This is a genomic window from Chryseobacterium sp. OSA05B, from assembly GCF_019970065.1.
Lineage (GTDB): Bacteria > Bacteroidota > Bacteroidia > Flavobacteriales > Weeksellaceae > Chryseobacterium.
Genome location: NZ_JAHXYH010000001.1, coordinates 72,867 through 97,977, shown reverse-complemented (window position 1 = coordinate 97,977; position 25,111 = coordinate 72,867). Strand labels below are relative to the sequence as shown.

21 protein-coding genes are annotated in these 25,111 nt (G+C 37.8%); 18 read left to right on the top strand and 3 right to left on the bottom strand.

Annotated elements, in window-relative coordinates; translation table 11 throughout:
* Nucleotides 1–90: 90 nt before the first annotated feature.
* The 11 genes from LC419_RS00500 to LC419_RS00450 all read left to right on the top strand — a co-directional run bounded on the left by LC419_RS00500 (nucleotide 91) and on the right by LC419_RS00450 (nucleotide 9,463).
* Nucleotides 91–1,095 carry a bestrophin family protein gene (locus tag LC419_RS00500; protein WP_223605493.1) on the top strand — a complete coding sequence of 335 codons (1,005 nt, stop codon included), beginning with the start codon at nucleotides 91–93 and terminating at the stop codon, nucleotides 1,093–1,095.
* A gap of 280 nt (nucleotides 1,096–1,375) precedes the next feature.
* Nucleotides 1,376–2,989: a Na+/H+ antiporter gene (locus tag LC419_RS00495; protein ID WP_223605492.1), complete on the top strand. Its 1,614-nt coding sequence runs from the start codon at nucleotides 1,376–1,378 to the stop codon at nucleotides 2,987–2,989.
* 21 nt (nucleotides 2,990–3,010) lie between these two features.
* Nucleotides 3,011–3,436 (top strand): SRPBCC domain-containing protein, encoded by a 426-nt coding sequence (locus tag LC419_RS00490; protein WP_223605491.1) that lies wholly within the window; start codon nucleotides 3,011–3,013, stop codon nucleotides 3,434–3,436.
* A 5-nt stretch (nucleotides 3,437–3,441) separates the two neighbouring features.
* Nucleotides 3,442–3,951: a GNAT family N-acetyltransferase gene (locus LC419_RS00485; RefSeq protein ID WP_223605490.1), complete on the top strand. Its 510-nt coding sequence runs from the start codon at nucleotides 3,442–3,444 to the stop codon at nucleotides 3,949–3,951.
* A complete protein-coding gene (locus LC419_RS00480) occupies nucleotides 3,948–4,325 on the top strand; it encodes a VOC family protein (RefSeq protein ID WP_223605489.1) in 378 nt (125 codons plus the stop codon). The genes LC419_RS00485 and LC419_RS00480 overlap by 4 nt, the downstream gene beginning before the upstream one ends.
* Before the next feature lie 35 nt (nucleotides 4,326–4,360).
* A complete protein-coding gene (locus LC419_RS00475; RefSeq protein WP_034724972.1) occupies nucleotides 4,361–5,383 on the top strand; it encodes a glutaminyl-peptide cyclotransferase in 1,023 nt (340 codons plus the stop codon).
* A 102-nt stretch (nucleotides 5,384–5,485) separates the two neighbouring features.
* Nucleotides 5,486–6,511 carry a glutaminyl-peptide cyclotransferase gene (locus tag LC419_RS00470; protein ID WP_223606727.1) on the top strand — a complete coding sequence of 342 codons (1,026 nt, stop codon included), beginning with the start codon at nucleotides 5,486–5,488 and terminating at the stop codon, nucleotides 6,509–6,511.
* 79 nt (nucleotides 6,512–6,590) lie between these two features.
* On the top strand, nucleotides 6,591–7,556 hold the full coding sequence (locus tag LC419_RS00465) for a hypothetical protein (protein ID WP_223605488.1): 966 nt from the start codon (nucleotides 6,591–6,593) through the stop codon (nucleotides 7,554–7,556).
* Nucleotides 7,557–7,586: 30 nt separating this feature from the next.
* A complete protein-coding gene (locus tag LC419_RS00460; protein ID WP_034724975.1) occupies nucleotides 7,587–8,201 on the top strand; it encodes a deoxynucleoside kinase in 615 nt (204 codons plus the stop codon).
* A 159-nt stretch (nucleotides 8,202–8,360) separates the two neighbouring features.
* Nucleotides 8,361–8,978: a hypothetical protein gene (locus LC419_RS00455; protein ID WP_223605487.1), complete on the top strand. Its 618-nt coding sequence runs from the start codon at nucleotides 8,361–8,363 to the stop codon at nucleotides 8,976–8,978.
* Between the two features lie 134 nt (nucleotides 8,979–9,112).
* The gene (locus LC419_RS00450; protein ID WP_034724977.1) at nucleotides 9,113–9,463 is read left to right on the top strand and encodes an ArsC/Spx/MgsR family protein; all 351 of its coding nucleotides are present in this window, start codon (nucleotides 9,113–9,115) and stop codon (nucleotides 9,461–9,463) included.
* 48 nt (nucleotides 9,464–9,511) lie between these two features.
* Here the strand turns inward: LC419_RS00450 and LC419_RS00445 are convergent, their stop codons facing one another.
* Entirely contained in the window at nucleotides 9,512–9,817 is a 306-nt protein-coding gene (locus LC419_RS00445) for a DUF493 family protein (protein WP_223605486.1), read from the bottom strand.
* Between the two features lie 40 nt (nucleotides 9,818–9,857).
* Nucleotides 9,858–10,529 (bottom strand): DUF4197 family protein, encoded by a 672-nt coding sequence (locus tag LC419_RS00440; RefSeq protein ID WP_223605485.1) that lies wholly within the window; start codon nucleotides 10,527–10,529, stop codon nucleotides 9,858–9,860.
* Between the two features lie 348 nt (nucleotides 10,530–10,877).
* On the opposite strand from LC419_RS00440, the gene LC419_RS00435 reads away from it, so the two are divergent.
* The 7 genes from LC419_RS00435 (at nucleotide 10,878) to LC419_RS00405 (ending at nucleotide 21,340) form a co-directional block, all read left to right on the top strand.
* Complete coding sequence (locus tag LC419_RS00435; RefSeq protein ID WP_223605484.1) at nucleotides 10,878–13,700, top strand: SusC/RagA family TonB-linked outer membrane protein; 2,823 nt, start codon at nucleotides 10,878–10,880, stop codon at nucleotides 13,698–13,700.
* A 13-nt stretch (nucleotides 13,701–13,713) separates the two neighbouring features.
* The gene (locus LC419_RS00430) at nucleotides 13,714–15,132 is read left to right on the top strand and encodes a RagB/SusD family nutrient uptake outer membrane protein (RefSeq protein WP_223605483.1); all 1,419 of its coding nucleotides are present in this window, start codon (nucleotides 13,714–13,716) and stop codon (nucleotides 15,130–15,132) included.
* 72 nt (nucleotides 15,133–15,204) lie between these two features.
* Nucleotides 15,205–16,590, top strand: a complete 1,386-nt coding sequence (locus LC419_RS00425; protein WP_223605482.1) for a glucoamylase family protein — start codon at nucleotides 15,205–15,207, stop codon at nucleotides 16,588–16,590.
* Between the two features lie 101 nt (nucleotides 16,591–16,691).
* Entirely contained in the window at nucleotides 16,692–17,399 is a 708-nt protein-coding gene (locus LC419_RS00420; protein WP_223605481.1) for a prolyl oligopeptidase family serine peptidase, read from the top strand.
* A 179-nt stretch (nucleotides 17,400–17,578) separates the two neighbouring features.
* On the top strand, nucleotides 17,579–19,906 hold the full coding sequence (bglX, locus tag LC419_RS00415; protein ID WP_223605480.1) for a beta-glucosidase BglX: 2,328 nt from the start codon (nucleotides 17,579–17,581) through the stop codon (nucleotides 19,904–19,906).
* Nucleotides 19,907–19,992: 86 nt separating this feature from the next.
* Complete coding sequence (locus tag LC419_RS00410) at nucleotides 19,993–20,379, top strand: hypothetical protein (RefSeq protein ID WP_223605479.1); 387 nt, start codon at nucleotides 19,993–19,995, stop codon at nucleotides 20,377–20,379.
* A gap of 547 nt (nucleotides 20,380–20,926) precedes the next feature.
* Entirely contained in the window at nucleotides 20,927–21,340 is a 414-nt protein-coding gene (locus LC419_RS00405) for a hypothetical protein (RefSeq protein ID WP_223605478.1), read from the top strand.
* Nucleotides 21,341–21,588: 248 nt separating this feature from the next.
* Here LC419_RS00405 and LC419_RS00400 read toward each other — a convergent pair whose 3' ends face one another.
* A complete protein-coding gene (locus tag LC419_RS00400) occupies nucleotides 21,589–24,609 on the bottom strand; it encodes a reprolysin-like metallopeptidase (protein ID WP_223605477.1) in 3,021 nt (1,006 codons plus the stop codon).
* Nucleotides 24,610–25,111 lie beyond the last annotated feature (502 nt).

Here is a 25,111-nt window from a genome sequence, read left to right as displayed (position 1 = left end):
TACTGACAGCCTGTGCCGGATGCCATGATGATGATGAAAAACTGTTAGTTTAGAGAACAAATTCAACAGATCACAAATAAATAAACACATATGCATTCAGGGAAGAGATTTGGAGCGGTAGAGTTCGCCGTTTGGACGAGACGCAGTATTTATGTACTCACGGTATTATCGGCCATACCTACAATTTTATATTTTTTAGGATGGAAATTTGTTTCCGTTCCATGGCAGCCGATCGCTATTTTAGGAACAGCTGTTGCTTTTATCGTAGGTTTTAAAAACAATGCGAGTTACAGCAGACTTTGGGAAGCCAGACAGATTTACGGAGCCATTATCAATGACAGCCGTAGCTTTGGATACGTTTTAAGAGATGCCCTTTCCAACAAGGATCCGAAAAAGGTAAAAGAAATGTTTCACCGTCATTATGCATGGCTAACCGCCCTTCGTTTTCAGCTTCGTGAGCCGAGAACCTGGGAGAATATGGGGACGGCGCAATATGACGAATATTCTAAGAAATACGATATTCCGGAACGACTTACTAAGCTGGATGATGAACTGAAAAATTATCTTTCTGAAACAGAACTTCAATATATTTTAAGCAAAAAAAACAGGGCGACTCAGCTGATGGCAAGCCAGAGCAAAGAATTGTCCGAAGCTTATGCCAGGGGAGATATCAATGATTTTCAATGGACACAGATCAATCAGCAGCTGGTAAAATTTACAGATGATCAGGGGAAGGCGGAAAGAATTAAGAACTTTCCATATCCTAGAAACTTCTCATCCATCACCACGTATTTATTATTGCTATTCATTCTTTTTGTACCTTTTGGGTTATTGAAAGAACTGGATAAACTAGGGGAAGGTACCGTACTGGAAGGCTGGACAATATGGTTTAACATTCCGTTTTCACTGATGGTAACCTGGTGTTTTCATACCCTCGACAGTGTAGGAGAAGCATCCGTAAACCCGTTTGAAGGAAGCCCGAATGACGTTCCCATCACCCAGATCAGCCGTACCATTGAGATTGATATGAGAGACATGCTGGATGAATCCGATCTTCCGCCGGCTATTGCTCCAAAGAATAATATTGTGCTTTAAAAGGTAAAGGTAAAGGTAAAGGTAAAGGTAAAGGTAAAGGTAAAGGTAAAGGTAAAGGCTGTGTTCTTTAGATAAAAATCTAAACCTACAAGGTTAAGAAAAGTAAAAAGTATAGCTGAAAATCTCTGATTTTCTTGCGCCTTAAAAACATCCACCTTAAACAACCTTGCGCCTTTGCGATAAACCAACATAAGAAAACAGCTAGAACGTAGTAGAACTTTTGTACTCTGCATTTAGCCAATTTCAAACTCAAAAAACAAACTTAAAAAAACAACTCAAAATGATTCACAGTTATGTTATAATTTCCATTGCAGTCCTGCTGTCTGTGATGATATTGGTGATGATAGGGCAAAAGCTGAAGGTAGCTTATCCCATCTTCCTGGTGATTGCCGGTCTAGCGATCAGCCTTATTCCGGGAATGCCGCATATTGAAATAGAGCCTGACCTCGTATTTCTTATCTTCCTTCCTCCGATTTTGTTCGAAGCTGCATGGTTCACGTCGTGGCAGGATTTCCACAAATGGAGAAAGCAGATCTTTTCTATGGCTTTCGGGCTTGTATTTCTGACTTCAATTGTCGTAGCTTACCTTTCATCATCCATTATTCCGGGACTTACCGTTGCCATGGGATTCCTATTGGGAGGCGTCAATTCACCACCGGATGCAGTAGCTGCTACTTCAGTGTTAAAACACATGAAGATTCCTAAAAAGATTACCAGTATCCTTGAAGGCGAAAGTTTGATTAATGATGCTTCCAGTTTAATTGTATTTAAATTTGCTTTGGCGGCTGTTATTTCAGGACAGTTTATCTGGAGAGATGCTATTCAGGATTTCTTTATGATGGCTGTGGGTGGAGTAGTGATCGGTGTTGCTACAGGACTTTTATTTGGAGCTTTGCTAAGAATCATTCCTTCCAACTCGAATATTGATACCGTAATTACACTGATCGTTCCTTACATCATGTATGTGGGCGCGGAACATTTCCATTTTTCAGGCGTACTGGCGGTAGTTGCGGGAGGACTTTTGATGTCCTATAATTCGCATTGCTATTTGAGTCATACTTCGAGAATACAGTCCGGAAATGTCTGGAGCGTGCTCATATTCCTGATGAATACAATCATCTTCATTCTTATTGGTCTTGAGCTTCCGGTAGTGGTTGCTGCCATGAAAGATTATACCATTTCAGAAGGGATCTTTTACAGTGTGGTGATCGGAGGTGCCATTATTCTCACCAGATTGCTGTACAGTTATGCCGTAATGTATTTCCCACGACTTTGCTCTAAAGAATTAAGACTGAAAATTCCGAAACCGGACTGGCGGGAACCTTTCATCATCAGCTTTGCCGCGATGAGAGGAGTGGTTTCACTGGCTGCTGCACTTTCCATTCCTGCGTTTTTACCAAATGGAGAAGCTTTTCCACACCGTAATATCATTTTATTCGTAACTTTCGTTATCATTTTGATCACGCTGGTAGGGCAGGGGCTTCTTCTGACTCCAATCTTAAAATGGTTAAAAATAGATGATGCCGGAAGCGAATTACCTGAAGAAAAACAGGAAGTAATCCTGATGCGTAAACTTAAAGAAACAGCACTGCACAAAATGGAAAACGATTTTTCCGAGCTTGCCGTTACGAATACATTGGTACGTCATCAGAAACATAAACTGGAAACCGAAATGATGCTTATGGCAGATAAGGCCCAGTGTATGGCTTCCACAGGTGATTATGTGAACGCAATCAATGAAAATAAAGATGTGCTTCGCCAGATCATCCAGGCTCAGAGAAATGAACTGCACCGGATGAAAAGGGAGAAAATATTTGATGATCATGTGATGAGATCTATAGAAATGCAGCTGGATTTCGATGAAGCAAAGATCACAGGATTTTCTCACAGTTAAATCTTAATTAAATCTGAAACTATGAATACACCCATCACTGTTCAGTACAAATTCAATGCACCGGCAGAGAAAATATGGAAGGCATTGACCGATAAAAATGAAATGAAATCCTGGTACTTTACGATCCGTGATTTTGGATTGGAACCGGGAAAAGAGTTTGACTTCTATGAATCTTGTGATGGAGGGGAATATCTTCACCGCGGCCGTATTTTAGAAACTATTCTCAACAAAAAGCTGAAACACAGCTGGGCCTATCCTGAGCTCTCAGATGCTGTGACCACAGTGACCTGGGAGCTTCAGCCGGAAGATGACGGAACGCTGGTAACACTGACTCATGAGAATATTGAAGGATTTGAAGGTCTGGGAGAAAATTTTTCCAGAACAAGTTTTACAGAAGGCTGGAATTCTATTATCGGACAGAGTTTGAAAGATTATTTAGAAAAATAAAAGATATGATCGAGCTGCATGTTTTTAAAGAAGAAAATGCTTCTGAACTGATATCTAAAATAAAAAACAACAGGGAACTTCTACAGTTTGCCGGTCCTGCCTATCATTTTCCATTGACGAAAGAACAGCTGGAAAGTGACCTGGAGAATGAAAACCGTTTGATGTTCAGGGTTTTTGATACCACGGAGCAGAAAGCAATTGGCCATGCCCAGATCTTTTTAAAGGATGAAACTTTTCTTCTGGGTAGAATCCTGTTATGGGACGAGAACAACAGAGGAAAGGGCTACGGAAAGAAAATTGTGCGGGAACTCCTGCAATATGGTTTCCGTCAATTTGATAGGGAAACTGCCGAACTTAATGTATACGACTGGAACACCGGAGCCATTGAATGCTATAAAAAAGTAGGTTTTGAAATTGATCCGGACGTGATGAGCGAAGTCAGTATTGATAACGAACTTTGGCTTTCCATTAATATGAAAATCAGTAAGAACACTTTTGAATCCGGGAACATATGACCTACTCAGCACTTCGCCCTATACTCTGGACCGATAATATAGATGAAACAATAGGATTTTATACCCAGATCCTTGGTTTTACTTTGATGGGAAGAAATGATGAATGGCAGTGGGCTTCACTTAAAAAAGACGATGTACAGATCATGCTTTCTCAGAATGATTATGAAAAACCCAATGGAATAGGCTTTACAGGCTCATTTTATTTTAACGTAGATGATGTGGATGATCTTTGGGAAGATCTTAAAACAAAGGCAAAAGTATGCTATGAAATCGAGACTTTTGAATGGGAAATGAGGGAGTTTGCAGTCTATGATAACAACGGCTATCTGTTACAATTTGGCCAGCCCGTGGATAATATTGGCAATACGGAATAAATTTTGCTATTTTTGGGGAAATATTTAGAAATTCAATGAAAAAGAATATAATAGTAGGTTTAGCGGTGGTTTTGATGTTGGCGTCTTGTAACAAAGATGAAAAGATCCTGAACACGCTGAATGAATATAATAATACAATGGTGGAAAAAGGGTATCACTTCGGTGATAAACTTGAACTTCCGAAAGAGGTAACGGAGAACGCAGAAAGCATCAGCATCAGCTTTGGAGACAAAGAAACTTCAAGCTTAACCGTTGATCCTAAATTTTTTACACTGGGTGATAATGCGGTTACTTTTAACATCAAAACAAAAGGCGGGAAAGTCCTTAATCAGGATGCAACCATCAATGTATTTGCAAAAAATCCTGAAAAAAATATCGCATATCAGATTATTGCAGAATATCCTCACGACCCAAAGAATTTTGTACAGGGTTTCCAGATCGAAGGCAACACCATCTATGAAAGTGACGGGCAGAACGGTTCTTCCCAGATCCTGAAATATACATTGGGAACTACTACTCCTCTGGCTTCTACCAAGCAGGCTCAGGAAGATTTCTCTGAAGGAAGCACCATCGTTGGTGATAAAGTATATCAGTTGACTTGGCAGAGCAAAAAAGGGTATATCTATGACAAAAGCTCTTTGAAACTGCTTTCAGAATTTGCTTACCCGAATGTTTTGGGTGAAGGCTGGGGACTGACTTATGACGGCAAAAACCTGATCGCATCAGACGGAAGCAAGCTATTATATTTTCTGGATGCCAACAATCCTTCAAAACTGATCAAATATGTAGCTGTAGCGGGAAGTTCTCAGATTTACGACCAGCTGAACGAACTGGAATACCACAACGGATTTATCTATGCCAACGTATGGCAGAAACCTGTGGTGTTAAAGATCAATCCTGCAACGGGAGAAGTAGTGGGAACGTTTGACTTTACAGATATTGCAAAACAGAATACCAAAGGAAGTGACGACGTCTTGAACGGAATTACTTTCAAAGGCGACAATATGCTCGTAACCGGTAAAAACTGGCCGAAGATCTATGAAGTTCAGATCAAATAATCTGACTGAAGATTTTTTATAAAAAATATAGCGTTCCTAAGGAGCGCTATTTTTATGTTTGGATTAAAAATTTACTATTTTTGACGGATGATTAAGAATTCACTGAAAAGAAATATCATAGCCGGTTTAGGTGTCATTTTCCTGCTGTCTTCGTGCAATAACAATGAAAAAATGCTGGATGCCCTGGCTGATTACAACAATTCAAAAGAAGCGAAAGGTTATCATTTCGGAGATCAGCTTAATTTTCCGAAGGAAATAATGGACAATGCGGAAACGATTACCATCAGTTTTGGCGACAACGAGACTTCCAGTCTGACGGTAGATCCCAAATTTTTTACATTAGGAGATAATGAAGTGACCTTGATCATTAAAACCAAAGGTGGAGAAACCTTAAACCAGGATGCAACCATCAACGTTTTCGCGAAAAATCAGGAACAGAATATTTCATATAGCATCATCGCAGATTACCCTCACGATCCGGATAACTTTGTCGAAGGATTTCTTATGGAAGGCAACACCGTCTACGAAAGCGACGGACTGGATGGTTCTTCCCAGCTTATAAAATATACTTTAGGTTCAGCGACTCCCATGATTACTGAAAAACAGCCGGCAGATGTTTTTTCCGAAGGCTGTGCGGTTGTTGGGGATAAAATTTATCAGCTGACCTATAAAAATAAAATTGGGTTTATTTACGATAAAAATTCATTGAAAAAAATCTCACAGTTCCCTTTACCGAATGTTATCGGAGAAGGATGGGGACTGACTTATGACGGTAAAAATCTTGTGGCTACAGATGGCTCGAAAAATCTTTATTTTCTGGATGTCAATGATCCGTCAAAAGTAGTCCGCACAGTTTCTGTTGCCGGACATACTCAAACCTACGACAAACTGAATGAGCTGGAATACCACAACGGGTTTATATATTCCAATGTGTGGCATAACCCCATTATTTTAAAAATTAATCCTGCGACAGGAGAAGCGGTGGGTAAATTTGATTTCACAAAACTGACCGGGGAAAATGATCAGGGGAACAGTGAACATGTTTTAAACGGAATTGCTTTTAAAGGAGATAATATGCTGGTGACAGGGAAAAACTGGTCAAAAATTTTTGAAATTTCAGTTAAATAATTCATTGTTTAAAATTCAAATAAAAGGATGTAAATTGCTGACGTTCCGCATAGGAAAGTTATCTTTACCAAAATAGATTTTGAGACTACTTTATATCATATTCATGTTCCTTTTCTGTACAGTAAATGCACAGAAAGCCCTTCCTTTTGACACTCTGAAACTGAAGGAAGCCAAAGATATGCTGGCAGACGATTACGGAAACCTGTACATCTACAAAAACAAAGACTTCAGCTTTACCAAATACGATTCTCTCGGGAAACAGCTCGGAAAAATGATGCTGACCGTTCCTTACAAGGTACAGTCGGTACAGAATCCTCTGAGCCTGGCCTTATTTTCGGAAAATGCTCAGGAAATGAAATTTGTAGATCAGAATATGAACGAGATTCAAAAGGTTGATTTCAAGCAGAAATTTGGATTTATCAAAATGGCATATGCAGAAGATCTTCAGCAGCTCTGGCTTTTGGATGACAGCACAAAACGTCTTATTCAATATAATTTCAGGAATGATACGACCATCAATTCCTATCCTTTTGATGTCAGTTTTGATGACCTGATGGATCTGCTGGTCTTTGAAACGAAAGTCTATATTTTAACCCGGAAACATATCAGGGTCTTCTCGCTAAAGTTTGAAAAACTCTTCGAAGCACCGCTGGAAAACGGAAAACGTTTCAGAAGGGAAAATGATGTTGTTTTGGTCGTTGCGGACAACTCGATTCTGAAATACGATCCCGAAAAAGGAATGGTGAAGATTTTTGAAGATAAGGACGCGCAAATTGTGGATAAAAACATCCTTTCTTATTTTGAAATCAAAGCGAACAAGCTCTATCTTTACAACTTAGAAAAAATAAAGGAAACTAAACTGCAGACAGAGCCCGACACCAAGCCGACTACGGTGCCAGCCACAGAATCATCATCTGAAAAACCCGCTGGGGAAGAAGGAAAGAAAGCTGACGATGAAAAGAAGGAATCTGAAGAGAAAGCTACGGACCATACTTTGCAGAAGCTGATAGAAGATACTTCCGAAGTTCAGGCGGCTGGAGTTTAGTCAAATTAAATAAAAAAAATACTTAGGAGAATGCATATTGCAGTTACAGGAAATATTGGAGCAGGAAAAACCACTTTGACCACGATGCTTGCCAAGCATTACGGATGGGATGCACAGTTTGAAGATGTAGACCATAACCCTTATCTGGAAGATTTTTATGCGGACATGAGCAAGTGGAGCTTTGCCCTGCAGATCTACTTTTTAGGAAGCAGATTCCGCCAGGTGAAGGAGATCAGAGAAAGTGGAAAAAATATTATCCAGGACCGTACGATCTATGAAGATGCCCATATTTTTGCAGAAAACCTGAATGATATGAAACTTCTTTCCGACAGGGATTTCAAGAACTATATCTCTGTTTTCGGCCTGATGAAATCATTTGTCTCTGCACCGGATCTTTTAATTTATTTAAAATCTGATGTTCCGAACCTTGTGAAAAAGATCTACAAGAGAGGAAGAGAATATGAAGCATCCATCAGTATCGAATACCTTTCAAAACTGAACCAGAAATATGAAAAATGGATCTCTGATTATACAGAAGGGAAGCTTCTTGTGATCGAAGTAGATGACCTTGATTTCGTGGAAAAACCTGAAGATTTCGGATTTATCCTTGAAAAAATCGAAGCAGAGCTGAACGGTCTTTTCTAGAAACCGATATAAGATATTTTAAACAAAACACTGTTGAATAAAGGGCTATCAATACATCGTATTGATAAGCCGTTTATTTAAACCAATATCAATTATAATGCTAATGATGGGTTGAAAATTATTAGCGGAATCTAATCCTCCAAATCTAAAACAATTATTATGTATTCATTCATTAACAGCCGTGTGATTGCTCTTTCTGTTGCAGCAGTATTCTGTCTTTCATGTAGTAAGCAGGCGGATAAAAAACTTCCATCAACAATGGACAGCGCAACAGCTGAACCTGTGGCAAAAATAAAAGACAGTATTTCCGTACAAGGAAACGCTGATAAAGATAAAAGTACAGACCAGAAGGCTCTGCAGATTGGTGAAATGATAAAAAATCATCTGGATAAAAAAGATCTGAATATACTTACTGAAAATGACCGTAAATTCAGCTACAGTGAAGCCGACCTGAACGGCGATAATGATCCCGAGATCTTTGTTGCCATGAAAGGAAACTACTTTTGCGGTACCGGAGGGTGTACAGTTTATCTATTTAACAGTAAAGGTGAAAAACTCAAAGGATTTACTGTTGTTGGAGGACCTGTTGCTATCTCCACGAATAAGACCAACGGATGGTCTGATCTTATCATTCCGAGTAAAGGACATCATTATCTTGTAAAATATAACGGTAAATCTTACCCGGGAAATCCATCTGTGGAACCGGAGTTTAAAGATACACTGCCTTCTTCTTTCCAGACGGTGCTGGGAGATAGTGATAAGGTGTACAATTTTTAAAGAGAATCTGTTGCCAGGAAATTAAGCTGTCCTCTCAGGAGTTTTTAACAAATTTTTATCAGAATTTAAGACAGCTTTCCAATCATTTCTTCTTAAATTTGAGAAGAAAGTTTAATTTTTTAAATGATTATAGTATGATGGTTAAGGTTTTACATAACGGAAGTTGCTCAAAATCCAATGCTGTTCTTGAGTATCTGGATGAAAACGGGGTGCCTTTTGAGATCATCAATATCGTAGAGGATCCATTAAGCGTCCTGGAAATCAAAACAGTGCTGAAAAAGCTGAATCAGAGCGTATTTCATATGATCCGCAAAACAGATAAACTGTATACGGAACAATATGCCGATAAAAATTATTCTGAAGAAGAATGGATCAAAATTCTGTCTGAAAATCCTTCCCTGATCCAAAGACCGATCTTAATCAAAGGATCTGTGGCTATGCTGGGAAGACCTATTGAAAATGTGAAATTTTTTATTGAAAAATAATAAGCGTATAAACATAAAAAAAGTCAGCGGAAGCTGACTTTTTATTTTCTACAATAGAATAACGCCTTCTATTTTAGCTACTTCTTTATAAATATTCACTACCTGATCTGCATCCAGTACGAACGCGTTGATATTGCAGGCTGTGTATTTTCCATTTTTGCTTTCGCGGTTTCCTAATGTAAATTTAATACCATCGAAAACTTTATAAATTTCTGTAAGTTTAGCCTCGTCTGTAGGAATAATAAATTTAAATAAATAATCTTCCGGAAAGTCATGGTGACCTTCCAGTTTTTCCTTCAGAGAACTATAAAAATCCTCCTGGTTTGCGTGTTGGTTTCCTTGTAATATGTCCATCTGCCTTGTTAAATTATATATAAATATAGCGAAAATTTTTCTATTTTCCAAGAGGCCCAAGCAGGGCTTTAGAGTTCTGATGTTCGTAATCTTCAATGATATTAAACAGTCCGTTGACCAATTGTTCTGAGGCCAGTTTGCTCAGTCCTCCGGTATTCACATTGCTGTTGCTTCCTCCAAGAAGGCTTCCCAGAAGATTGTTTCCTGAAAGTGCTGTGTTGATGGTTTTTGCAATGCCGTATTCGTTCAGTTTCTCATCCACTTTGGGAGCGATGGCGGCTACGAGCTGTTGGGATGTTTTTTCCTTTAGGATCTGCGTCGCCGTTGTACCCTGAATAATTCTTGTGACATCCTGTGCATTCAGGCTGTTGACTGCGTCCTGTAGAATAGGTTTTGAAAGGTTAACCGTATAAGCAGCTGCCTGCGCGATAAAATCTCTCTCTTTAGCCACTAAGGACGGAGCAATTTTTTCAAGCGTTGAGTTGATATCTCTAAGCTCTTTTGGAAGTGCCTTGTCCACCATATTATTCTGAAGGAAGGCTTCTTTATTACTGTAGATCCCCATTCCTTTATCGATACCGTTCAGTAAAACCTTTTTAATGATCGATAGCCCCAGGTCAGTAGTGGCCATTGTTTGACAGGATTGTACAGCGGTCAGAACTAATGTTCCGGTTCCTATTAACAAAGCTGCCGTTATGATGTATTTTTTCATTGATCTTTTTCTTATTTTTTCAAATATTGCGCCAAAGGTAAATACTATTCCTGTATTAACAAAATATTAAATTCCTGTTGCCAATTTGGTGAATTTTCTGCTAAAAATGCAATAATTTTAATTGGGTATTTTATCATAAATTCAAACTTATAATGTAATTTAATCTGGTTAAATAGGTATTATGCGAACTTCTGTTTAATATTTGTTTTGTTTTTTTAAATTTTTAAGATATGTTAACAATGTTCGTTTTTTTTTCTATTTTTGACTAATGTCTTTTTTTGAGAATTTAAATAACTCCACCGGGAAGGACATTATTAAAATTTGATTGTACGAATAAAATTGAACTATATGAAACAACGTGATTTAAAGTATTCATGTCTCATTGCTGTTTTATACTTCGGTATGAACGTCAATGCGCAGACTACTCCTAAAGATACTACTGCCAAAGAGCAGAAGATCGAGGAGGTGGTTCTGATAGGATATGGATCTCAGAAAAAAGAAAATGTTACCGGAAGTATCGGGATCGTTTCTGCCAAAGACCTGGCCAACAGACCGAATGCTAACCCCATCAGTTCTATACAGGGAAGGTTATCCGGGGTGCAGGTTTTAAACTCAGGTGCGCCGGGAGGTTCGCCAAGAGTGGACATCAGAGGGGTAAGCTCTCTTACCGGTAAAACAGTTTTTATCGTGGACGGAATGATCACTGATGATATCTCTTTCTTAAGCCCTCAGGATATAGAATCTATGAGTGTTCTGAAGGATCCGTCGAGTTTAGCTATTTACGGAGCCAGAGCATCCAACGGAGCCGTGATTATTAAAACCAAAACCGGAAAAGGAAAGAAACCAGTTTTTAACTTTAACTCGTACTTAGGGATAAAAACGGTGACTAATATTCCTAAAATGGTTAATGCAGATCAATATGTAGAACTGTATAATGAGAAATTAATCAATGATAAAGTAAAAGATCCTACCTTCTTAAACAGATCTGCTTATCCGGCAGATAAAGACTGGTTCAAAGAAATTTTCAGGACAAGTATCATTAATTCTAATGATATTTCTGCATCCGGAAATCTTGGAAAACTGAACTATTACTTAAGTGCAGGGAATCTTCAGGACGAAGGAAACTTAGCTGCAGGACGAGGAATCAATTCAGGAAGTGGTTTCAATAGATTTACAACTAAGGTGAATCTTAGTTATAAAGTAACGGATAATATTACAATCGGAAACAATTTTACGTTTTCAAAAATGCGTACGGATCATGTGCTGAATACATTACTTGATGCTTATTCTTCACCACCGCTTTATGACGTAATAAATCCGGCTACAGGAGATTATCAGTATTTTACATTGGCTAAAATACCCAATTCAAGAGCTAAAATGGATCTGTTCAGATCTCAGACAAGAGAAGAAAGGCTGTTGAATAACATCTGGGGAGAATATAAATTCTTGAAAGACTTTACGTTAAGAGTAAGCTATAGCTCTGATAATATCAATTCGAGCAAGTATGAATTTACGCCGACGTTTGGTTATTTTCCTTCAGCAGACCAAAAACCGACTAAATTAATCACAAGAGACTCCAGAACCAGAAATTATATCTGGGATAATACTTTGAGCTGGAAGAAAAGTTTAGGAAAACATAATATAGAATTGTTAGCTGGTTTCTCCAGAACAAGAAGTTCTTATGCTCAGACTTATGCAGAAGCATTAAATGTGAAGTATGATGGAAGTAATGCTTCATTGGTGATATCTAACGGAACAGATATTTATATAACCAGTTTTGAAGAAGGAGAAAGAAATGTTATTCCATATCAGGATAGAATTGAATCATTTTTCGGAAGGTTGAATTATGATTATGGAGGAAAATATCTTGTCAATGCTTCCATTCGTAGAGATGGAACTTCTAAGTATTCCTCGAATGACAGATACCGTGTATTTCCAGCTGTGAGTGCAGGATGGGTGGTTTCAAAAGAAAACTTCATGAGCGAGCAGAATGTTTTCAGTCTTTTAAAGCTGAGAGCAAGCTGGGGTAAATTAGGAAACCCGGATGTACAGAGAGCGTATACGCTTAATACAACAAAAATCATTGAAGGGGCCTACTATGGAGAAAATGGCGCACCGGCACAAACTATTGATAAAATTATAGATCCGAATATTGGTTGGGAAACTACAACTGGTAGAGATTTCGGATTGGAAATGGCTTTGTTCAATAATAAACTGAAAATCGACGCTACGTATTTTGATAAAGATACCAAGGACGTGGTTTATGGTATAGTGCAGGGAACTGTTTCTGGTGCCGGAAACTGGAATAACTATATTACTAATGCTTATTCTTTCAACAACAGAGGATTGGAATTTGCGGTTAACTATGATGCCAATCTTAGTGAGAATGTAAAGCTTGGTGTTTATGGAAACATGACCACGCTGAAAAATAAAATTACTTCTGTATTTAACGGATCGTATTTACAGACTGGAGCCAGTTTATATGGTAACTCAATCATAAGATTACAGGAAGGGCAGGCAGTAGGTTCTTACTACGGGTATCAGGTAGAAGGTGTTTTCCAGAATGCTTCGGAAGTGGCAGGGGCACCAACACAGAATGGAGCTACACCAGGAGGATTTAGATTTGCAGATATCGACGGGAATGGAGTGATCGATGCAAGAGACAAAACTTTCCTTGGAAGTCCTATTCCAAAAGGAACTTACGGATTTGGTATTAATCTGAATGTGTATGATTTTGATTTTGCGATTGATTTCCAGGGCGTATTTGGTAATAAAATCTACAATTTCAACAGAGAGCAGCGTTACGGAAATGAAAGCTGGGATTTAGATTTCTATAATAACAGATGGCATGGTGCAGGTACTTCAAATGACTATCCAATGGCTACCAATGACCAGTCAATTATTTTACCTAACAGTTTCTACGTGGAAGATGGAAGCTACATCAGAATCAGAAATATTCAGGTAGGTTATAATTTACCTAAATCATTTGCCAATGCGATGTCTATCACTAAATTAAGATTGTATGTAAGTGCTCAGAATCCTTGGACAAGTTTCAAATACAACGGATTCTCACCTGAAATTTTGAATACAGACAGAGTGCAGATGGGTGTTGATAATAACATTTATCCGATTTCAGCAATCTACACCATAGGTATGAACTTAACATTTTAATTAAGAAAGAGTTATGAAAAAGATATTTTTAACAATCACTTTGTTTTCGCTTGCAGTAAGCTGTAAAGACGATTATTTAGACATAAAACAGGAAGGTCAGACAGAGGCTACATCATTTTTCAAGACACAGGAAGATGCTTTACAGGCTACCAGTGCTATCTATAGTTTTCTGAGAAGCTGGGAGAATTCGGCTTTTCCTTACCAGTTTGTTTTCGGGGTTCCGGCAGACGATGTGGTAAAAGGGTCTAACCCGGGAGATTCCTCTTTCATTAATGTATATGATAATTTCACCTATACAGTGAGTGACGAAGGCGTAAGAGGATATTGGATCGGGCAATGGCAGGCTGTGAACAGAACAAATCAGGTGATCACCAATGTTCCGGCCATAGACATGGATACTACTTTAAAGAACAGACTGATCGCTGAATCCAGAATGTTAAGAGCTTACTTCTACTTCAATTTAGTAAGAATTTATGGAGGTGTTCCTATTTATGATAAAGTAGAGACTGTTTATGAAAAACCTAGAAACTCAGTTGAGGAAGTATATAATTTCATTATTGCAGACCTTACGGCTGCGGCGGAAGTTTTACCTCAGACATATCCTGCTTCAGATCGTGGAAGAGTAACAAAAGGAGCGGCATTGGGATTACTTTCTAAAGTGTATCTGTATAAAAAAGACTGGCAGAAAGCGTATGATACTTCTAACCAGTTGATTGGAATGGGATATGATTTGGATCCTGATTTCAACCACTTATTCAGACCGGCAGGTGAGTTTGGTAAAGAATCTGTTTTTGAAGTGAACTGCGACTGTGTACCTCCGTACAAAGGAAGTCAGTATGCTGAAGTTCAGGGAGTAAGAGACCAATTCGGATGGGGCTTTTTCACACCTTCCAGTGCACTTGAAAATGCATTTGAACCAGGAGATATCAGAAAAGAACTAACCATTCTTAGAAACGGAGAAACGACTCCTGAAGGCGATTTAATTGCTATGGGAGATGCCAATTCTGTGACGACTTACAATCAGAAAATATATGTTCCGAAAGCATTGAATAACAGTGCTTGTGGATATGGATCTATTCAGAACATCAGAATACTGCGTTTTGCGGAAATTCTTTTGATCAACGCTGAAGCGGCTAATGAATTAGGTAACACCTCTACGGCAAAATTAAATCTGGATAAAGTGAGAGACAGAGCTGATCTTCTACCAACAACAGCTACTACTCAGACTGCATTGCGTACAGCAATATGGCACGAAAGAAGAGTAGAATTAGCTTTGGAAGGAGACCGATTTGTTGATTTGGTAAGAACAGGGCAGGCAGCCACTGTACTTGCTCCTTACGGGTTTAAAGCCGGTAAAAATGAAGTATTCCCTATTCCTTTAGATGCAATGGATCAAAGCCACGGAGCTTTCACGCAAAATCCTGGTTATTAATCTACAATACTATAAAATAGCCAAAGTTTACTTTGGCTGTTTTTTTATTATCCATATGAAAATGTATATCTTATGAAGTTAGGTCTTATTTCTATTCTGACAGTATCTGTACTGTTTTCGTGCAAAAATTCTCAGATTAAAAACAATGAAACTGCTCAGAATAAAGCCGTAAAAAGCAACATGACCGATGAACAGCTCATGGACAGAGTTCAGAAAGATGCCCTGAAATATTTCTGGGACTATGCCGAGCCCAAATCAATGCTGGGAAGAGAGCGCTACCATGAAGACAACATCTATCCTGATAACGACAAGCATGTAATTACAACAGGCGGATCCGGATTCGGATTGGCAACCCTTTTGGTTGGCGTGGAAAGAGGATTTATTCCAAGAAAAGAAGCCGTGAAAAGACTGACGCATATGATGGATTTTCTCTCAAAAGCAGACCGTCATAAAGGCGCCTGGTCTCACTGGATCAATGGCGAAACAGGAAAAACAGTTCCTTTCGGGAAAAAAGATAATGGCGGAGACCTTGTGGAGACCGCATTTCTTACTTCAGGAATTCTGATGGTACGCGAATACTTTAAAAACGGGAATGCCGAAGAAAAAGCCCTCGCTTCAAAATGTGACGAGCTTTGGAAAGGAATTCAATGGAACTGGTACACAAAAGGAGGCGAAAAAGTACTCTACTGGCACTGGTCACCGGAATACCAATGGGAAATGAATTTTCCGCTGGAAGGCTACAATGAATGCCTGATCACTTATATCTTAGCCGCTTCATCGCCAACCCATCCCATCGATGCGGAAACTTATTACAAAGGCTGGGCGAGAAACGGAAACTACCTTTCAGACAAAACAAAATACGGACTTCCTCTGTATGTAAAACACAATTACGCCGAAGAATACGGCGGACCGCTTTTCTGGTCACAATATTCCTACATCGGTCTGGATCCTACCGGACTTTCTGATAAACTGGTGAAAAATTATTTTGACTTAAACAAAAATCAAGTCCTTATCGATTATAAATACTGCGTTGAAAATCCAAAACAGTGGAAAGGCTACGGCCCAAACTACTGGGGACTGACAGCCGGATACACAAGAAATGAAGACGGAAGCACAGGTTATACAGCTCACATGCCAACTAATGACAATGGCGTAATCACACCAACTGCCGCACTGAGCAGCTTTCCGTACACCCCAAAAGAATCGATGGATTTCCTGAGATTCCTGTACACACAAAAACCTGAATTCATAGGATCAGCAGGACCATATGACGCGACTTCTGTAAATTATAACAACTGGTTTACGCCAAGATATCTGGCCATCGACCAGGGAACCATCGCTCCGATGATTGAAAACTACAGAACAGGATTTCTGTGGAAACTATTTATGAATGCCCCTGAGATTCAGCAGGGACTTAAGAAATTAAGTTTCCTGTCTGAGAAATATGGGATAAAATAATCTGATTTTTAAAGACTATTTTCATTCAATAGAAACGGGTTTTAGTCCGTTTAAATAAAAACGAGATACCAAACGGCTTTAGCCAAAACCTAAATAACAATATGAAATTAAAACTAAAATACCTTTCCCTTTTACTCCTGCCATTGTCACTACAGATCAATACACAGGAAATAAAAGGAGAATTAAATAAAGAAATTAAAAGAACAGAGAAAATATCCTACATTCTGGATTACCCTCAGAAGACAAAAGGAAATGTTCCGTTGATCGTGTTTCTTCACGGTTCAGGAGAAAGAGGAAATAACCTCGAAGCGGTTAAGGTGCACAGTCCCTTTACGTATAAAAGCCTGATGAAGGAACCTGTCGCGATTTTAGCACCGCAATGTCCCGCAGATTCATGGTGGGATACAGTAACGGTTTATAATCTGATCAAGGAAATTCAGAAAAAATATAAAATCGATGCCTCCAGAATTTATCTTACGGGACTTTCGCTGGGAGGCTGGGGAACATTGAAACTGGCTATGGAGCATCCTGAAATGTTTGCAGCAGTAGTACCGGTTTGTGCCCCTACAGATTTGATCATGTACGCGAATATCAATCAGTATAAAGATCTGAATGTGAAAATTTTTCATGGAGGGATGGATGATATTGTCTTGCCGGAGAATGCTTTAAATTTTTACCAGAGATTACATCCGGTCAATCCTTCCGCAGAATTGGTGATCTTCCCTAATGACAACCACAATTCATGGGACTCGACCTATTCAGACCCTAAACTGTACGAATGGATGTTTTCTAAGAAAAAAGGCGAATAAGTTTAATTAGAATAAAGAATAAAGATGCGAGCTACAACCTCAATTAATTTTATCGCAGATAAAATCCTCGCGCCTTAAAACATAATGTTGGGGAAAAAACTTGCGCCTTTGCGCTATCCAACCAAAAAACAGTCCAAAGTAAACAATAAAACAGAACTATAATTTAAGAAGATAGATTTATGAAAAAGTTAATTGTACTCGCAGCTTTAGCACTTTCGCCCGTGTTTTCCGCACAGGAAATGGTAACCAAACCGGTGCAGTCTTACCAGACAGCCCAGTATCAGGCGAAAAGAAAAGCTTTCGTAGAAAATCTTTTGTCTAAAATGACTTTAGATGAAAAGATTGGCCAGCTTAATCTGCCGACCTCCGGAGATTTTACTACTGGGCAGGCCCAAAGTTCAGATATCGGAAAAAAAGTAGAGCAGGGACTAGTAGGAGGATTATTCAATATAAAAGGAGCTGAAAAAATCAAAGCCGTTCAGAAAGTGGCTATGGAAAAAAGCCGTCTGAAAATTCCTTTGATCTTTGGGATGGACGTGATCCATGGCTACGAAACTACTTTTCCTATTCCACTGGGATTAGCGGCTTCATGGGACATGAATCTGGTACAGCAGTCTGCGAGAGTAGCGGCAAAAGAAGCTTCTTCAGACGGAATCAACTGGACGTTCTCGCCAATGGTAGATATATCCCGCGAACCAAGATGGGGTAGAGTATCTGAAGGTTCCGGAGAAGATCCTTACTTAGGAAGTGAAATTTCTAAAAATATGGTGTACGGGTATCAAGGGAAAGATCTTTCCGTTGGCAACACAATTCTGGCCTGTGTAAAGCACTTTGCATTATACGGAGCAGGGGAAGCCGGCCGTGACTACAATACAGTAGATATGAGTCACGTAAGAATGTTCAACGAATATTTTCCACCATATAAAGCCGCTGTAGATGCTGGGGTAGCTTCTGTAATGGCCTCTTTCAATGAAGTGGACGGAGTTCCGGCAACCGGAAGCAAGTGGCTTCAGACCGATGTTCTAAGAAAAATGTGGAACTTCAAAGGTTTCGTTGTAACCGATTACACAGGAATCAATGAAATGATCGAACACGGAATGGGAGATCTTCAGCAGGTATCTGCTTTAGCCCTGAAAGCCGGAGTAGATATGGATATGGTTGGAGAAGGATTCCTGACCACCCTTAAAAAATCTCTGGATGAAGGAAAGGTAACGCAGACAGAGATCGATATGGCAGCCAGAAGAATTTTGGAAGCAAAGTATGACCTTGGATTATTCGACGATCCTTACCGTTACGGCGATACAAAACTGGCCGCTAAAGAGGTTTACAATATAGAAAACCGTAACATAGCAAGAAGCGCAGCAGCTCAGTCTATGGTTCTGTTGAAAAACGAAAACCAGGTTCTTCCATTGAAAAAATCCGGTACGGTAGCGGTAATCGGACCATTGGTAAATAACTCACTGAATATGGCCGGAACATGGAGTGTGGCTACAAAGCATGCTGCTTCAGTTTCATTGATGCAGGGGCTTCAGGCGAATTACGGGAAAGAAGTAAAATTCCTTTCCGCAAAAGGAGCTAACATTGATTATGATGCTAAATTAGAAGACATTTATGCAGCCCACGGTAAAAAAACAGACCGTGACAATCGCTCTAAAGATGAATTATTGAAAGAAGCGGTTGACATAGCCAAAAAAGCAGACGTTATCGTTCTTGCCATCGGAGAATCTGCAGAAATGAGCGGAGAGTCTTCTTCAAGAACAGAAATTACCATTCCTCAGTCTCAGGTTGATTTATTAAATGAATTGAAAAAGACAGGAAAACCAATTGCAATGGTTCTTTACACAGGTCGACCATTAGCTTTGACCAATGTAAAAGATACTCCTGATGCGATCGTTAATGCATGGTTTGCGGGTTCAGAAGCAGGAAATGCTATTTCAGACGTTTTATTCGGAAAAGTGAATCCTTCAGGGAAACTTCCAATGACGTTCCCGAGAAGTTTAGGACAGGTACCAATCTATTATAATGCAAAAAATACAGGCCGCCCGCTAAGTCAGGATAAAGTAGACAAATGTGTTTACGAAAGATTCCGTTCCAACTATATGGATGAGTGTAACACACCGCTGTACCCATTCGGATATGGCTTGAGCTATTCTAAATTTAGTTATTCTGATCTGTCGGTTTCCAATTCGAACCCGAAGGGAAATCAGACGGTTCAGGCTACGGTAACGGTAACGAATTCCGGAAACTATGACGGTGCTGAGGTGGTGCAACTTTACATCAGAGATATGGTAGGAAGTATTACCAGACCTGTAAAAGAATTAAAAGGATTCCAGAAAGTATTCCTGAAAAAAGGAGAATCTAAGAAAGTAACCTTCGATATTACCCCTGAAAGCCTGAAATTCTACAACGGAGAATTGAAGTTTGACTGGGAGCCGGGAGAATTTGATATCATGATCGGAACCAATTCTGATGATGTAAAACATTCAAAAATCAACTGGACCAAATAATAATAACCAAAGCCGCTCAAAAGAGTGGCTTTTTCCTTTTTTGGCATGATTTTTAATAGCACATTTGTAACTCTAAAATAATAATTATGAAAAAAACGATTGTACTTAGCGCAATGTTTCTGGGTTCTTTTACTTTTGCACAAACGGTGGGTGGTGACAGAGATGCTCACGGATGCATAGGTTCTGCAGGATATACTTATTCTCAGATCAAAAAAGACTGTGTAAGGGTTTTTGAGCAGAAAATCAAATTAACAGAAGTTGCTCCGAAAGGAAGCTCCACTTCAATGGCTGCCGTGATTTTCAGCAAAGACATGAAAAAAGCTGAAGTTTTCGTTCCTGATACAGATGGGGAAAGCCTTATCCTGACAAGATTGGGTAAAGGTAAAGCATGGAAGAAAGATGGATATATATTGGTTCCTTTTAAGAAAAACGGATACCAGCTTAAAAAAGATAATGTTGTGATTTATCAGTAAATCCAAATTTTATAATATACAATAATAAACTGTCTGTTAAGGCAGTTTCTTTGTTTTTAATTGATGAAGCAGGGTCAGTTTAGGGCTCAGTCTCAAAAATTGAGCAGGTAAATTAAATTTCACCTAGCTTAATCAGATAATGTAGATGTTTACTTGCTCATCTGCATTATCCGTACATCTGCGAGAAAAATTCGAACCATTAAGATTCTGTTAAGCATTTAAGAGTATTAACTTTTAGCTTTGCTTTAAGACATACAACTTAAAAAAATCAAATGATTTTTCTTCTTAACTAAGCTTACTTCCTTCATGGATCTTAATGTTTTGAAAAAGCGTGAATGAGAATCTGTTCCATCAGCTAAATCTGTGAGAGCTAGTCCCCAAGTTTTGAAATTGAATCCAACTGTGGGATATAAATATCCTTAAAAATCACGATAATTTAAAAAAATATACTATAAGTCTCCGGAATGAGAGATTTTTTGTATCTTGGAATAACTAATACCTTGTTACTGTTGTTATTTTTTTTAACTCAAACTATTAATATTTCAATATGAGAAAAACTATTTTATTGGGTGCTATGTTCCTTAGTTCTTTAGCCTTTGCTCAACAAAAATCCCCTGTCTTAGGAGGAGATAGAGATGTTCACGGCTGTATAGGTTCGGCAGGTTATACGTATTCACAGATCAAAAATGATTGCGTAAAGGTTTTTGCACAAAAAATCAAATTAAAGGAAGTGGGTTCAGATAAAAGTTCTACTTCAATGACCGCTGTTATTTTTAGTAAGGATATGAAAAGAGCTGAAGTTTTCATATCGGAAGGAGCTGCGAAAAGCATTATTCTTGAAAGAGAGGGTAAAAGCAAAATATGGAAAAGCGGAAGCTATATCAAAGAAACGTATGTTTTAGTTCCTTATAAAAAAGCAGGTTACCAACTTAAAAAAGATGATGTTGTAATTTATCAGTAAATCAGATTTAAAAATATAAAGCGTCTGCCTCACTTTTGAGACAGGCGCTTTTGTTTTTTAACGGTGAATAATCATAGAAAAGATTTGGGTTGGTGAGAGTAGTGTATTTCAATAATAAACCACCGTAAAAACAGTGGTTTATTATTGAGACTTTTGATTTGTAAGGATTTTGAAAATTAAAAATACGAATCCTATGAATATGAACTAAAACCAGATTAAAAGGCTTAATTCATCTTCTGTAATAACAACTATTTCTTTATAATAGTCGTTTTGTATATTCTGGTTTCCCCATTATAAAAAACTATAGTATAGCTTCCTGCTGAATATTCTCTAAAACTAATAGCTTCTGAATATCTTTTTTTCCCAACCAGGCTTCTTCCTGAAAAATCATAAAGTTCATAATGTGTAATTGGATTTTTGGTAATTACGTAAAGTATATCATTTACTGGATTAGGAGCAATTTTAATGTCATTTTCTATATTTTGAAAATCTATGGTATTCAAAGCTCCTGTAATGATTAAATGTCTTGAATTGATACTTTCACTAAAACAAATATTTGATGAAATCAGTTGGCTTATACTTTTGTTAACAAAAGTTGTAGAATTTACTGTATCAATATATGATAAGCCCTTCACAGTATAATTTCCTATAGGGAGGGAGGTGAAATTCGCAGTATTACTTACTGCAGTAATCTTACCAGTGGAATCGTTGATCGCAACAAATACATAATTATATCCTGAAGGATTAGGTTTAGTCACATACATTTGTCCCGGACCTGCAGCAGTGATCGTGAAAACGGTACTGTTTGGAGGATTAGAATAATTTGTGCTTACAGAATAATAATCAACACCCTCATTTAAAAATACAGATTTTGTATTGGTCTTAATATTAGCAGTTGAACCACTGTAATAAATATTTGAAGTTAAAAAATTTCCGTCTGAAACTGGATTTCCCGAATGAATAGCAGTCCATAAATCGATCTGCCCCGGACTGTATCTTAAGATGTATTTTCCGCTCTGAGAAACTCTGAAATTGAATTTATGACTTTTATAAGTGCCTATTAATTTTGGAGTTGTCATTGCTCCACTGCTAAATACGACAATTTTATTCTGAGAAATATCTGAATTATATACATATGTTTTGGCCGGAAATATATCATCTACCATTTGAGGTGCAGACATATTAAGATTGGCAGCTGAGCTTCCAGCAATAGCAGTCACCGCTGAGCTTGGTGAAATGTAAGAATTTTGAGCTAGGCAACTGGATGTTATTGTAAAATTATTATCAGATACATCAAAAAATTCTGCATTTGGATTAATAACTCCTACAATTTTGATTCTTGCTTTATCCGTTGCAGGAATATAGGGAATTGAAACTGTATAATTCCCGTTATTTGTGACACCTGTTGCTAAAGTATAGGGAAAAGAATTTCCGCCATCTATAGATAATAATATGTTAACATTGTCTTTAATTAGGTTTGTATTATTGACATCCCAGGTGATATTTACAGTGGAATTCACCGCAATGGATATACCTGTAGCATTAGGATAGGTAACAGACAAAGGTCCACTATTGTCTACTGTTACAATAATTTCATCAGAATCAACGCCTCCATTTGTAGAGTGATTATCTCTAACTGTAAAACGAAATTTAATGTTTCTTGGAACCATAGAAAGAGCTTCAGCTTCGTTAACAGGTGGGATGTTCTGATTTCCTAAAACAAATTTCATTTTTGGAAAATATCTTTCGGTGGTAACATTACTTGGCTCTGAACGAAATAATGGAGCTGTTGTACTGTTAACGGCTGTGTAGCCACCAACTCCGGTAATAGTAGAACCAAAGGCTCCCTTATCATTAGCAGTAGCTACATCCATCTGCTCCCATGTGTATGTTAAATTCGTATCATTTGGATCGCTGGCAGTACCATTTAATTTAAACGGAGTGTTTTTAGGAATAATAATATCAGCACCTGCATTGGCTAAAGGAGGCTGATTTGAGCTGGCTATGATTGTATTACAGCTTACAGAGGCATTTAAATTTGCAAGAATTTGATCTAAGCTTTTTGCATGAAAATATTGTGGAAAGCTATTGGATATTTTATTGGTTTGATCAACAGGTTGCCAGCAATTTCCACTATAAGACAGTCTGGTGACCCCTGCTCCAGGCTCAACTGCTGAGGTTGAATTCCAGTTATTTGTACAAAAAGTAGGACCTCCATTTCCTCCTCCCGTTGCATTATAAGTGTGGAAAGCACCAAATTGATGTCCTATTTCATGAGCTGTAAGTTCTACATCAGAGCCTAAAGGCCCGTTGGCAGTTGACCATTCTGTCCACGCTCTTGCTTTAGACGTATTATTGCATGGTAGTGGACCTGCATTACCTCCTGCATGCGTACCAATGGTAAAAGTATGCCCAATATCATATTTATTATAGAGAAGAAGTCCATTAGAATTTAATATATTAAAACCTGATTGAGAATTTCCCGCACTAGGAAATGTAGTACTCGCAGGAAATGGATCTGTATCTGGATCTGTAAATATTAATGTTTTATTGGTAGTTTCAAGGATAATACTGAAAGTTATAGAAACTTCGCTCTCATAAATTTTATTAAGAAGATTGATTACGTTTACTACTGCGGCGAGCGCATCATCAGTAACTCCATTAAATCCTTTTGTAAACTCTCCGGTAGCAGCAACTGCCATTCTGAATTTACGAATCTGGTTTCCAATAGGAAAATTAGTGGTAGATTTTGAAACTACATTTTGATTATAAGAATTTAATTCTTTTAACATATCTTGCTCATTGCCTACTCCGCATATAAAATTATTTGTTTCTTCCGAATTCCCTCCATATATTTTATATTCCTTTAAGTTAGATTTGTCAGGTTCTATATAAAAATAGCCTTTATTCGTTTTAATGATAGCATTAATACGATTTTTAAAAACCGATAATTTTAAAGAAGATGTATTGTCAGCACTAACACCGTCAAAGGTAATAATATTATCAAGCCTTTGCTCTGTAAGCTTATTCTCCTTCAATTCAAAACGGACATTTTTAACTCCCTCTTCATCAGGTAGCTCAATAAATAACTGGGAAAATTGTTCACTCTTCGAGCGACTTTGCTTTAATTGTGTTTCAAATTTTTCAAAATCAAAATGAAAAGTGGTTCTGGGTAAATTTTCTACCGGATATACTTGACTATTAAAGTAGTTAAAAACCAATAATAGAAAGATAATCCATCTGTAATTTGCAGCATTTGTGTAATTCATAGTTGAAATATTTTGATATAAGTTGATAGAGTGTACTAATAAAACCCGGAAAGCAATCATTAATTCCGCTTGTTTTTTTTAATACTTTTTATAAATAATTTCAAATTTTGATCATATTATTTCCACTTCCACTTAAAAATATGTTACCAACTTCTATTTTTTCAAATATCAAAGTGTAATCATAGGGAACTTTTTAAGTTTGGTTAATAAACGGACTCATGTTCTGCAAGATTAAAATATCATTGATTTCAATACTTTCATACATCAATATGACGTCTTCAAATTTAATAAAATAAGGCAAAAATCAGTCCGTTTTAACATATATTAACATTTGATTATATTTAATTTTGTGATTTTTTTTAATTGTTTTATGTTTTAATTTGTATTTATTTAACTATTATTTTTTATTTTTTAATTTATTATTTTATAAATATCGTAAAGTTGGTTTATTTTGTTCCGATAGTTTTTTGAAATCTTCCAGTGGATATTTAAAAGTGAATTT